This is a genomic window from Pseudomonas sp. TUM25319, from assembly GCF_056388475.1.
This window is the reverse complement of the sequence record NZ_CM150751.1, coordinates 2181123-2193442: the sequence shown is the minus strand read 5'-3', so window position 1 is coordinate 2193442 and position 12320 is coordinate 2181123. Positions and strand designations below refer to the sequence as shown.

General features: G+C 61.7%; 13 protein-coding genes. 6 read left to right on the top strand and 7 right to left on the bottom strand.

Going from position 1 to position 12320, the window contains the following annotated elements; translation table 11 throughout:
- Positions 1–14 precede the first annotated feature (14 nt).
- On the bottom strand, positions 15–455 hold the full coding sequence (gene flgC, locus AC05QJ_RS10375) for a flagellar basal body rod protein FlgC (RefSeq protein WP_009402938.1): 441 nt from the start codon (positions 453–455) through the stop codon (positions 15–17).
- 3 nt (positions 456–458) lie between these two features.
- On the bottom strand, positions 459–866 hold the full coding sequence (gene flgB, locus AC05QJ_RS10370) for a flagellar basal body rod protein FlgB (protein ID WP_476746766.1): 408 nt from the start codon (positions 864–866) through the stop codon (positions 459–461).
- A gap of 28 nt (positions 867–894) precedes the next feature.
- Here flgB and AC05QJ_RS10365 point away from each other — a divergent pair, with 28 nt between their 5' ends.
- Together AC05QJ_RS10365 and AC05QJ_RS10360 are read left to right on the top strand one after the other, a co-directional pair.
- The gene (locus AC05QJ_RS10365) at positions 895–1191 is read left to right on the top strand and encodes a hypothetical protein (RefSeq protein ID WP_476746765.1); all 297 of its coding nucleotides are present in this window, start codon (positions 895–897) and stop codon (positions 1189–1191) included.
- Positions 1192–1210: 19 nt separating this feature from the next.
- Complete coding sequence (locus AC05QJ_RS10360) at positions 1211–3826, top strand: autotransporter family protein (RefSeq protein ID WP_476747909.1); 2616 nt, start codon at positions 1211–1213, stop codon at positions 3824–3826.
- Between the two features lie 395 nt (positions 3827–4221).
- On the opposite strand, the gene cheR is transcribed toward AC05QJ_RS10360, so the two are convergent.
- Positions 4222–5049, bottom strand: coding sequence for a protein-glutamate O-methyltransferase CheR (gene cheR / locus AC05QJ_RS10355; protein WP_476746764.1), 828 nt, complete (start codon positions 5047–5049; stop codon positions 4222–4224).
- A 56-nt stretch (positions 5050–5105) separates the two neighbouring features.
- The gene (locus AC05QJ_RS10350) at positions 5106–6035 is read right to left on the bottom strand and encodes a chemotaxis protein CheV (RefSeq protein ID WP_476746763.1); all 930 of its coding nucleotides are present in this window, start codon (positions 6033–6035) and stop codon (positions 5106–5108) included.
- Positions 6036–6103: 68 nt separating this feature from the next.
- Between AC05QJ_RS10350 and flgA the strand changes: the two genes are divergently transcribed.
- The 4 genes from flgA (at position 6104) to AC05QJ_RS10330 (ending at position 8691) form a co-directional block, all read left to right on the top strand.
- Positions 6104–6856: a flagellar basal body P-ring formation chaperone FlgA gene (gene flgA, locus AC05QJ_RS10345; protein ID WP_476746762.1), complete on the top strand. Its 753-nt coding sequence runs from the start codon at positions 6104–6106 to the stop codon at positions 6854–6856.
- A gap of 184 nt (positions 6857–7040) precedes the next feature.
- Entirely contained in the window at positions 7041–7358 is a 318-nt protein-coding gene (flgM, locus tag AC05QJ_RS10340) for a flagellar biosynthesis anti-sigma factor FlgM (RefSeq protein ID WP_476746761.1), read from the top strand.
- A 46-nt stretch (positions 7359–7404) separates the two neighbouring features.
- Positions 7405–7872, top strand: a complete 468-nt coding sequence (locus AC05QJ_RS10335; RefSeq protein ID WP_476746760.1) for a flagella synthesis protein FlgN — start codon at positions 7405–7407, stop codon at positions 7870–7872.
- Between the two features lie 75 nt (positions 7873–7947).
- The gene (locus AC05QJ_RS10330) at positions 7948–8691 is read left to right on the top strand and encodes a flagellar brake protein (RefSeq protein WP_476746759.1); all 744 of its coding nucleotides are present in this window, start codon (positions 7948–7950) and stop codon (positions 8689–8691) included.
- A gap of 39 nt (positions 8692–8730) precedes the next feature.
- Here AC05QJ_RS10330 and AC05QJ_RS10325 read toward each other — a convergent pair whose 3' ends face one another.
- From AC05QJ_RS10325 to bkdR, 3 genes are all read right to left on the bottom strand, one after another.
- Positions 8731–10062: an MFS transporter gene (locus AC05QJ_RS10325; RefSeq protein ID WP_476746758.1), complete on the bottom strand. Its 1332-nt coding sequence runs from the start codon at positions 10060–10062 to the stop codon at positions 8731–8733.
- 149 nt (positions 10063–10211) lie between these two features.
- On the bottom strand, positions 10212–11453 hold the full coding sequence (locus AC05QJ_RS10320; protein ID WP_476747908.1) for a glutamine synthetase family protein: 1242 nt from the start codon (positions 11451–11453) through the stop codon (positions 10212–10214).
- Positions 11454–11721: 268 nt separating this feature from the next.
- Complete coding sequence (gene bkdR / locus AC05QJ_RS10315) at positions 11722–12213, bottom strand: Bkd operon transcriptional regulator BkdR (protein ID WP_476746757.1); 492 nt, start codon at positions 12211–12213, stop codon at positions 11722–11724.
- Positions 12214–12320 lie beyond the last annotated feature (107 nt).

Below are 12320 nucleotides of genomic sequence, written 5' to 3'. Positions count from 1 at the left end.
GGCGTGGTCCCTTATCACTGACCGAGGGTCAGTACTTTCTGCATCATGGTCTTGGCCGTGTTCATCAACTCGGCGTTGGTCTGGAACGAACGGCTGGCCGAGATCATGTCGGCCATTTCCTCGACCACGTTGACGTTCGGGTAATAGACGTAGCCGTCCTTGTTCGCCGCCGGATGGTTCGGCTCGTAGCGGGCCTCGAGGTTGCTCTGGTCCTCGACCACGCCGAGCACCTGCACGCCCTGGCCTGCCGCATCCTGATCCTGGAACAGCGACTGGCTGCCGTTCTGGGCCTGCTGGAAGGTGGTAGCGAACACCGGATGGCGAGCGCGGTAGGTCTGGTCGATGCTCGACGACACGGTCTCGGCGTTGGCGATGTTCGAGGCGACGGTGTTCAGCCGGGTGGTCTGGGCACTCATGCCGCTACCGGCGATATTGAAAACACTGGCGAGGGACATGGATTACTCTCCGCGCAGGGCTGAAACCAGCCCTTTGAATTTACTGTTGAGGAGCGTGAAGCTGGCCTGGAAGCCCACGGCGTTCTCGGCGTAGCTCGATTGCTCAAGCTGCGCGTCGACGGTGTTCTGGTCGATCGAAGGCTGCATCGGCGTGCGGTACTGCAAGGCTTCGTCGCTGAGGGTGACACCCTCGGCCTCGATGTGCCGGGAGTTGGTCCGGTCGAGGGCAAAATGACCTTTCTGGGTCTTCTCGGTCTCGGCAGCGAGCACGCTGGAGAAGTCCATGTCCCGGGCCTTGAAGTTCGGCGTATCGGCGTTGGCGATGTTGTTGGCCAGCACTTCGGCACGCTGGGCACGGAAGCTCAGTGCCTTTTCATGGATGCCGAGGGCTTTGTCGAAGCTGATGCTCATGTCGGGGAAACCTTCGAAGGTTGACCGGATGTTCGTTGCCGAATCAGAGAGCAAGTCCCATGCCAATCAGATCAAGCCCAGTAAAACCGGGGATTTGGCCCTGTTGCCGCCGGCGGCAATGCCAGAAAAGCGGCAACGGCTTTCCGCCGGACCAGGTCAGCAGCGGCGAAAAGCGGCAATGCCGCACGGAAAGCCGGCGCCAAAAGGATGTCATTTTAATGGCCAGTTCGTTACCATCCCCGCCGCTCGTTGCGTGGCATTAAGCCATCACCACCAGCAAGGCCCCGGCCACGCAAGGACGTACCGTGATATCCAAGACGTTTAAGGAATGAACTGTGGCTTCCGTGATTTTCCGCAAGACCCTGCTCGCCCTGGCGGTAACCGCCACCACCCTGCCCGCCTATGCGCAGACCGTCCAACTGACCAACGCCGGTTTCCTGAGCGAGCGTCAGACCTACACCGAAGATCTCGAGATCACCGGCACCTACACCGGCGGTAGCGATGAAGATGCCATCGAATTCAATGGCAGCCATCTGCAGAAAGACCTGATCCTCAACGCCACCATCAACAGTACCGGCGACTTCGCTGGCGGCGTGGACATGGATGTCTACGAAGACGGCCTTACCTCGATCAACAACTACATCGACGGCAGCGTGATCAACAAGGGCAGCATCAGCGCGATCGGCGGCGGCGCCAACGCCCTGATGATCGACCCTGCGATCATCGGCGGCAGCGTGATCAACGAAGGCCTGCTGTCGGCCAAGGGCGAACCGCTGACCGATGGCGGCGGCACCGACGTGGCCCGCGCCATCGACATGAGCGGCTCGACCCTCATCAAGGGCGACCTGGTGAACGCCAGCAGCGGCCGCATCCTGGCCGAAGGCACCGATGCCAAGGGCATCAACCTGGAAGGCGGTGAGATCGTCGGCAAAGTCATCAACCGCGGCCTGATCCAGGTCACCGGCAACGGCGCCACCGCCATCGACGTCACCTCGAACGAGCGCTGGCTGCAGACCGATATGACCGATCTGGCCGGCCTCGAGAACCACGGCACCATCATCGCCACCGGCGACGATGCCGAAGGTATCCGTATCGATGGCGCCAGCTTCACCAGCACGTCCAACCAGGTGATCAATACCGGCACCATCCGGGCTACCGACGCGGCCATCGTCATCGGCGGCGTCGACATCGACCCCGATGAGACCCACCCGAGCCCTTATCAGCCGCTGAACATCATCAACAGCGGCAAGCTCACGTCCGAGGACGAAGCGGTCGATGCCAGCGAAAGCAACCGCAGGGTGTACCTGACCCTGCAGAGCGGCAGCGAGATTACCGGCAACCTGATCGATCTGAGCAATATCATCGTCACTGGCAACACCGACTTCACTGGCACCAACGCCGACTCCGACGGCTATAACATCCGCATGGCGGATGGCAGCAATGACTGGGTCGATGTCGGTAGCGTCTCGAACAACACCCCAGCACAACTGAACCTGCTCAGCGCCCATACCAGCCTCGATGGCAGCCTGTGGGTCGCCAGCAACTCTGCCCTGGGCCTTAACCTGAGCAGCGCGACCAACCCGGACGTCGCCGTACTGAGCATCACCGGCACCGCCGAATTCGGCCAGAACGCACAGATCAAGCTGGCCGCCCAGGGCGAGGATTTCTCGGCCAACGGTACCGTCTACAAACTCATCCAGGCTGGCCAGATCAACGTCCAGACGGCCGACGGCCTGGATGTGGACCCGAATGGCAAGCTCAACCTGGTCAGCTCCTCGGCCCTGCTGAAAATCGATAGCTACAGCCTCGAAAACAACACCCTGGTGGCCACCGTCACCGGCAAGGGCAAGGACGAAGTCGAGGAAATCATCACCAACAACGGCGGCTCGGCCAACAGCCAGAAAGCCCTCGGCAGCCTGGTCAACGACGGCGTGATCAACCGCATCCGCCAGCAGAACCCGAACGACCCGTTGCTGCAGGCCCTGCTCAACACCAACGAAGCCGACCTGACCCGCATCGCCGAACAACTGGCCCCGGAAACCAACGGCGGCGCCACCCAGGCGGCCACCACCAGCCAGAATCTGGTCAGCAACGTGACCGGCAGCCGTACCAGCAGCCTGCGCGGTGCCTCCTCGGGTGAAGGCTTCAAGGAAACCGGCGTCTGGGTGCAGACCCTGTACAGCGACGCCACCCAGGACCTGCGTGACGGCGTGGCCGGCTACAACGCCTACAGCCGTGGTATCGCGGTGGGCGCCGACGGCAAGCTGAACGACAACCTGACCCTGGGCCTGGCGTACAGCTTCATCAACACTGACGTCAACGGCAAGACCGGCAACAAGACCGAAGTCGACAGCCACGCCTTCACCCTGTACGGCGGCTACGAGCTGGGCAACTACTTCGTCGACGCCAGCCTGACCTACGGCGTCAACGACAACGACAGCAAGCGCAGCATCGCCAGCACCCAGGCCAAGGCCGACTACGACAGCGACCTGCTCGGCCTGAACCTGGTGGGTGGCTACACCTGGAAGATCAGCCCGCAATTGCTGGTCGAACCACGTCTGGCCGCGCGCTACAGCCTGGTGAACATCGACGGCTACCGCGAAAAAGGCTCCTCGGCGGCACTGAAAGTCGAAGACCAGCGCTACGAAGCCATCGAACTGGGCGCAGGCTTCCGGGTTGCCAGCAGCTATGCACTGGGCGCCGGCACCCTGGAGCCACAGGTCAAGCTGATGGCTTACCACGACTTCGCCGCCGACCAGGCCAGCAGCACCTCGACCTTCCTGCTGGGCAACACGCCCTTCGTGACCACTGGCGCCAAAGCCGTGCGCAACAGCTATGAAGCCGGTATCGGTACCGACTACAAACTGGGCGCGGTGACCCTGGGCGTGAACTACGACTACATCGGCAAGTCGGGCTTCGACGCTGACGTGTTCAGCGCCAAGGTGCGTTACGACTTCTGAGGCAGCTGTAAGCTTCAAGCTGCAAGCTGCAAGCTGCAAGAAAGAGCCGTCCGCGCCGCTGCCCCCGCCGGCTTTCACTTGCAGCCTGAAGCTTGAAGCAACCAAGACCCCAGAAGCCAAAAGCCCCCAGTCGCAAGACATGGGGGCTTTCTCGTTTCAACCAAGCCTCAAGCGAAAAGACAAGGCGCCAACAACGCGACCCGCTCATTCTTGCAACTTGCAACTTGCAACTTGCAGCTTGCCCCCCAGAAACCAAAAGCCCCCGATCGCAAGACACGGGGGCTTTCTCGTTTCAACCGAGCCTCAAGCAAAAAGACAAGGCGCCAACAACGCGACCTGCTCTTTCTTGCAGCTTGCAGCTTGCAGCTTGCAGCTTGCAGCTTACAACTTGCAGCTCACTTGGCCTGATAGATGATCCCGGGACTGCACTGGACCATCTGGTAATGGTCGGGCAGGCCGTTCAGCGCCTCGGACGCACCGAGGAACAGATAGCCACCCGGCTTCAGGGTGGCATGGATGCGGGTCAGAATGTCTTTCTTCACCTGCGCCGAGAAGTAGATCAGCACGTTGCGGCAGAACACGATGTCGAACTTGCCCAGGGCGGCGTAGCTGTCGAGCAGGTTGAACGAACGGAACTCGACGCGACTGCGGATCGGCGCCTTGACGGCCCAGCGCCCCGGCCCTTTCGGATCGAAATAACGCTGCAGGCGCTCCTGGGACAATCCCCGGGCAATCGCCAGACTGTCGTATTCGCCGGTCTTGCAGTTGGCCAGCATCGAGCCGGACAGGTCAGTGGCGACGATCTGCGCGCCCATCTTCAACTGGCCGACGTTGCTGCGCTCGAATTCGTCGATGGACATGGAGATCGAATAGGGCTCCTGCCCCGAGGAACAGGCCGCCGACCAGATCCGCAGGCGCTGCCCCGGGTTGTTGCGGATCAGCTCCGGCAACACCTTGTTCTTCAGCACCTCGAAGGGGTAGGTATCGCGGAACCAGAGGGTTTCGTTGGTGGTCATGGCATCGACCACCTGTTCGCGCAGGCCACTGCGCGGCTGGCTCTGGATACGGTGCACCAGCTCGGTCAAGGTCTTGATGCCCTGCTGTTCCATCAGCTTGTCGAGACGACTGGAAACCAGGTACTGCTTATTTTCACCCAGCAGGATGCCACAGGCTTTTTCCAGGAAGACCCGGAACTGCTCGAAATCCAAATTACCCGTAGACAATGGTGCCGCCTCTTAAATCATTTACAACACCAGGGGCCGGGGCCCCTGGCCGTTATTTAGTGTGTGGCCTTGATCCGGTCGACCACGCGCTGGGCCAGGTCGTCCGGCCGGAACTTGGCCAGGAAGTCGTCGGCGCCGACTTTCTTGACCATCGCCTGGTTGAACACCCCGGACAGCGAAGTATGCAGGATGATATGCAGGTTTTGCATGCGCGGATCGTTGCGGATCTCCGCGGTCAGCGTGTAACCGTCCATCTCCGGCATCTCGATGTCGGAGATCATCATCAGGAATTCCTCTTCCGGACGCTTGCCCTCATCCACCATCGCCCTCAGGTAATCCAGCGCCTGACGACCGTCATTGAGCGCAACCACCTCGACACCGACAGTCTGCAGGCAGCGACTGACCTGCTTGCGCGCCACCGAGGAGTCGTCGACGGTGAGCACCCGCAGCGAAACCGCCTTGCTGTGGACCTCTGCATCGACCACACCGGTCGAGACCGACTCGGAACTCGGCGCCACCTCGGCGAGGATTTTCTCCACGTCGATGATTTCGACCATCTTGTTGTCGACCCGGGTCACCGCCGTCAGGTAGTGATCGCGACCGGTCCCCTTGGGTGGCGGATGGATCTCTTCCCAGTTCATGTTGACGATGCGTTCGACCGAGTGCACCAGAAACCCCTGGGTCTTGGTGTTGTACTCGGTAATGATGACGAAACTCTTGCTTGTATCTTCATTCAGACCGGGCAAACCGGTCGCCATCGCCAGATCCAGGATCGGGATGGTCGCCCCACGAATATTCGCGACACCGCGCACGACCCGACTGGACTTGGGCAGAAGCGTCAGGCTCGGGCATTGCAGCACTTCCCGAACCTTGAACACGTTGATCCCGTACAACTGCTCGCCGTTGAGGCGGAACAGCAGCAGTTCGAGACGATTCTGACCCACCAGTTGCGTGCGCTGGTTCACCGAATCCATTACACCAGCCATGCCAGACTCCTCAACCAACACATGGGGTCGCGTGACCATATAGGCACGCGCCTTGCTTTTTAACTGTTATGAAAACGAAAACGACATTTTTCCGACGCCTGCACCGCCATCTGCCCGGCTTCCTTGCTGCGCTGTGCTTGTTGACTCCTGGCGCTCGAACTCTGGCTGATACGTTCACCTTGCCTGAACAGCTTATCGGTGTCACCCAGGGGTTTCTTGAATTCACCGTTGAAGACTACCTCGCCAAGACCCAGACCGAAGGCCGCTACGAGATTCAGGTGAACAATCTCGACCCGCGCCTGCGCATGCCCTTGTGCAGCGAACAGCTCGGCGCCAGCCTGGAAAGCCCGCCCCAGCCACTGGGCCGGGTCACGGTGCGAGTGCGCTGCGATGGCACTTCGCCCTGGACCGTGTTCGTCCCCGCCCAGGTCAAGCTCTTCCGCGACGTGGTCGTGGTCACCCGCCCGCTCAAGCGCGAAGCCGTGGTCAGCGAGCAGGACGTGGCCCTGCGCGAGCGCGACGTCGGCCTGCTGGGCCAGGGCTTTCTCGCCAGCCTCGACCAGGCCGTTGGCCAGAAGGTCGTCCGACCAATGGTCATCGACCAGGTCATCACGCCGGTTCATCTGGAGCAGGCCGAGGTCATCCGCAAGGGCGATCATGTGGTCATCACGGCCCGCAGCGGCACCCTGGCCGTGAGAATGCCGGGCGAAGCCCTGACCAAAGGCGGCATGAGCGAACAGATCCGGGTGCGCAATCTCAACTCCAAACGGGTAGTCAAAGCCAGGGTAACCGGTCCCGGCCAGGTGGAGGTTTCCATGTGACCTTGTGACGCACAGCAAACGCCCGGCCGATGAAGGCTGGCGATAAGGAAGCGCATTTCCTAAACTGTGTCCCATTACGGGCTGATGGACCTGCCGCGACGGATGTATTCATTCGCGCCTAAAGTTTTTTCCGGGTTGGCCGAAAAAAGGGCAAGCGTCCAAATTCCCACGAGGTTTTCTGATCATGGTCATCGACTTCAGTCGTTTGAATAACTCCCCGTCAGTGACGGGCGGCCTGCGCACTGGCAGCAGCCAGGAAAGCGCCGCCAGCAACCGCGCAGGCCAGCCCGATGCAGTCTCCAGCACTGGCCAGAGCGGGGAAGCGGTACATCTCAGCCAAGAGGCACAGCAGTTGCAACAGGTCAGCGACAAGCTGCGCGACCAGCCTATCGTCAACAGCGACCGTGTGGCCGCGTTGAAACAGGCTATCGCCGACGGCAGCTACCAGGTCGACGCCAACCGCGTGGCCAGCAAACTGCTTAATTTCGAAGCCCAGCGCTAGCCCCCGGGCCCGCTGACTTCAAGGACGCCAGGACCAAGAGCCAGCCATGCACGACACGACCCTGCTGCAACTGATCGAAGACGATATCGGTCCGGCGGAACAACTGCTCCAACTGTTGCGGGACGAATACGTCGCCCTGCACGGACGGGACATGCCGGTACTGGAGAACATCCTCGCCCACAAGCAATCCCTTGTGGTGCTGCTCGATCAGCAGGGACGTCGGCGCAGTCAACTGCTCACCAGCATCGGCCTTACAGCGGACCGCGCCGGGGTGGAAGTACTCGCCAGCCAGTCGCACCTGGGGCCGAAATTGCTGCAGCAACTCGATGTACTGGGCAACCTGCTCAACGAGTGCAAGGAGATCAACGAGCGCAACGGCCAGTCGATCGTCCTGCAGCAGGCCACTACGGCCAACCAGATCAGAATCCTCATGGGCGGTGAAGCCCCTTCGCTCTACGACAGCCGGGGCTCTACCTCGCCGCTTGCCAAGCCTCGTGCGCTCAGCCAGGCGTGACCCTCTATCAAGGCACAACGCATGCTGGCAGAATGCCGGCTGCGTGTGTCGTTTTTGCCTGGAGATTCATCAACCGTGTTGAATGACGTAGACGCTCCGCAGCCTCCAAAGGTCCTAACCACGCCCTTGGAAATTGCCGCCCACTTGCGGACGCTGCTAGAGAGCCATGATCCACTGATCATTACCTTCCATGAACGCAGCCAGCGTTTCCAGAGCTACGTTGTCGAAGTCGACCGCGACAGCAACGTCCTGGCCCTGGACGAAATGATTCCTCGCGACGGCGAGCGTTTCCTGGAGAACGGCGAGCCCTTCCGGGTAGAAGGTTTCCATGATGGCGTCCGGATCGCCTGGGAATGCGACCAGCCCATGACGGTCTCGTCTTCCGACAGTAGCCGTTGCTATCGGGGCGCCCTGCCCACCGAGGTCACTTATCATCAGCGCCGCAATGCCTTCCGTGCGGCCCTGAAGCTTTCGCAACTGGTCGATGTCGTGCTCGACGGTGAAAAGCTCAAGGGTGCCGGTGCGATCCGTGGCAAATTGCTGGACATCTCGGCAACCGGCTGCAAATTGCGCTTCGAGGGCAACATCGAAGAGCGCCTGCAGTTGGGTCAGGTCTACGAGAAGTTCGCAGCGGGTGCGCCGCTGGGGCTGACCAGCATGTCGGTGGAACTGCGCCACCTGCATTTCGAGGAGCGCCAGAACATCACCTTCGCCGGTGTGCGCTTCCACAATGTCACCGGGCAGATGCAGCGCAAGATCGAAAGCTTCGTTTACCAGTTGCAGCGCGAAGCACGGCGGTTCGACAAAGACGATTACTGATCGTCGCCCGCCAGGGGCCGCCTCGCGGCCCCACCACCCTCAAGACCGAACCGGCTCTTCCCCCTCGGGCTTCACCTTTTCCCCTTCCTCTTCCTCGGTGTCCTCCGCGGCAACCGGCGCCTGCATCTGATCCTGCACTACCTGCTCGGCCACCCGCGGGTCCAGCGCTGCCGCCAGAGGCGAACTTGCGGCCGGCATGGCAACGTGAGACAGCGGGGCATCGTCGACCTGGTGCAGCCCCGTCACCGCTTTCGGCCGGATTCGCCAGACCAGCACCAGGGCGAAGAAGGTGAAGAAGGCGTAGAGCATCTGGTCACCGAACGTCTTCATCAGCACGCCCGCCGCCAGAGGCCCGATACTCGCGCCAACGCCGTAGGTCACCAGCAACATCGCCGTCAGCGATACCCTGCGCTCGCTCTCGACATGGTCATTGGAGAAGGCCACGGCCAGGGGATAGAGGCAGAACTGCAGCAGCGAGACCACGAACCCCGCGACGAACAGCACCAGCATCGGCACGCTCGGCAGGATCGCCAGCGGCAAGGAGGCCACCGCCAGCCCCACCGCGACACTACGGATCAGCACGGCACGGTCATAGCGGTCGGACAGCCAGCCCAGCGGCCACTGCACCAGCAGGCCGGCGAAGATGCAGCAACCCATGAAGATACCGACCTGTTCGGTGCTCAGGCCCTGCTTGGACGCATACAGCGGCGCCAGGCCATAGAAAGAACCGACGATCAGGCCGGAGCCGAGCACCGTGCTCAGGGACTGCGGCACACGCTTGATGAAAAACCGCGGCTCCATCGGCGCCGGGCGCAGCGGTGCCGGGTGGATGCGCCGGGTGAGCGCCACCGGCACCAGGCACAAGGCAAAGCACATGGCGACCAGCATCAGCAGTTCAGGGCCGAGTTGCGGATGCACCACGAGAATCAACTGGCCGAGCACCAGGCCGAGGTAGGACGCGATCATGTAGCCGCTGAACACCGCCCCGCGCTGCCTGGCGTCGGCCTGCTCGTTCAGCCAGCTCTCGATGACCATGTACTGGCACATCATGCCGAGGCCGACGATGACCCGCAGGAACAGCCAGGCCGGCAGGAAACTCACCAGCCCGTGCCCAAGTACCGCCGCACCGACGATGCCGGCGCAGGTGGCATAGGCACGGATATGACCGACCCGGGCGATCAGCCGGTGGCCGATCTTGCCGCCCAGGGCCAGGCCGAAGTAGTTGGCGGCCATCAGCGCACCGACCCAGAGACTGTCCACCTGATCGGCACTCAGGCGCAGGGCCAGGTAAGTACTCAACAGGCCGGAGCCGATCAACATCATCAAAGCGGCGAAGTACAACGCGCGAAAAGACTTCCAGATAGTGCGCATCAGCGTCCCGAACGGCCTCTTGAGCAGATGGAAAAACTGCGTGAAAGCATAAGTGATTATTTCAGCGACAGGCTCGGGGATGCGGAAAAAAACACAGGGCCGATTCGCTTGCTGAGCGGATCGGCCCTGTTTTGTGAAGCCGTCGACGGTCAGGCCTGGGCAGCCAGTACGCGACGCTCCCACGGCGTGATTTCATCGAAGAAGCTGGTCAGCTCCATGGTCTTGGTGGCGTGGTAGCCGTCGACGAACTCCTTGCCGAACAGCTCGCGCGCCAAGGTGCTGCGCTTGAGACGGTCGAGTGCCGCATGCAGGGTGCAGGGCAGCGACAGATGATCCGGCACCTCGAACTCGCCCTGGATAGCTGCGGTCGGCTGCAGGCGCTGTTCGATGCCATGCAGGCCGGCCGCGAGGCTGGCAGCGATGGCCAGATAAGGGTTGGCATCGGCGCCCGGCAAACGGTTCTCGACCCGTCGCGCCACGGGCGAACTGGCCGGAATGCGCAGGCCGGCGGCGCGGTTGTCCTCGGACCAGCAGGCGTTGTTCGGCGACGCGTAGGGATGGCACAGGCGCTGGTAGGAGTTGACGTTGGGCGCGAACAAGGCGGTGAAGTCGGCCATGCACGCCTGCTGGCCGCCAATGAAGTGATGGAACATGTCGGTGGGTTTGCCGTCGGCAGCGCTGAACGCGTTCTTGCCGCTGTCGATGTGCACCACGCTCTGGTGGATGTGCATCGAGCTGCCAGGCGTTCTGGCCAGCGGCTTGGCCATGCACACGACGGTCACGCCGTGCTTGAGGGCGACTTCCTTGAGCAGGTGCTTGAACAGGAACGTCTGGTCGGCCAGCAGCAGCGGGTCGCCGTGAAGAAGGTTGATTTCGAACTGGCTGACGCCCATCTCGTGCATGAAGGTGTCACGGGGCAGCCCCAGCGCCGCCATGCAGCGGTAGACCTCCTGGAAGAAGGGTCGAAGGCCATTGTTGGAACTGACACTGAACGCCGAATGGCCCTCCTCGCGACGCCCATCCAGCCCTAGCGGCGGCTGGAACGGCTGGGTCGGGTCGGGATTGGGAGCGAAGACGAAGAATTCCAGTTCGGTCGCCACCACCGGCGCAAGCCCGAGGGCAGCGTAGCGGGCGATCACGTTCTTGAGCTGGACCCGGGTCGAAAGTCCGGAGCCTTCGCCGCTCAGTTCGTCGGCATCGCAGATCGCCAGCGCCCGGGCAGGTTCGCTCCACGGCAGGCGGTGGATCTGCGCGGGATCGGCCACCAGTGCCAGGTCGCCGTCATCGCTGCCGTAGAAGCGCGCCGGCGGGTAGCCGCCCATGATGCATTGCAACAGCACGCCCCGCGCCAGTTGCAGCCGACGGCCTTCGAGGAAGCCTTCGGCAGTCATCACCTTGCCGCGCGGCACGCCATTGAGGTCCGGCGTGACGCATTCGATTTCATCAATGCCCGTCAAACGCTCGGCGAGAGAGCGCTGGTCATTGGTCGTCATGACTCTATCCTTGTTGTTTTCGCATGCCGTGAACGGCGACCTCCACAACATAGGCAGCGAGCGTTAAAAATATCAAGCATAGAAGTGGCCAGATGATCGTGATTTTCTACACCTGTAGATTGCAATCGCCGGCAAGCCGGCTCCCACAGCCTGGACTACCTCCAGGTTAACGCGACTCCCGCAACGTCACCCCATTGGCCGGTAACGGCAGCGCAGTCTTGTAGCGCACCTGCTTGAGGGCAAAGCTTGAGCGGATATTGGCCACACCCGGCAGCCGCGTCAGGTAATCGAGAAACCGCTCCAGCGCCTGGATGCTCGGCAACAGCACCCGCAGCAGGTAGTCCGGGTCGCCGGTCATGAGGTAGCACTCCATCACTTCCGGGCGTTCGGCGATCTCTTCCTCGAAGCGGTGCAGCGATTGCTCCACCTGTTTTTCCAGGCTGACATGGATGAACACATTCACGTCCAGCCCCAGCACCTCCGGCGCCAGCAGGGTCACCTGCTGGCGAATCACTCCAGAGTCCTCCAGCGCCTTGACCCGGTTGAAACAGGGTGTGGGCGACAAATTCACCGAGCGGGCCAGCTCGGCGTTGGTGATGCGGGCATTTTCCTGAAGGCTGTTGAGAATGCCGATGTCGGTACGATCCAGTTTGCGCATGAGAGAAATTTCCCTGCCTTTTGTTCTTTTGCAGAATATTTATCCGCGCGCCCCGGCAAAGGCAATCAACATCAGAAAAATATTCTTCGGGGGCCGGAATATCATGT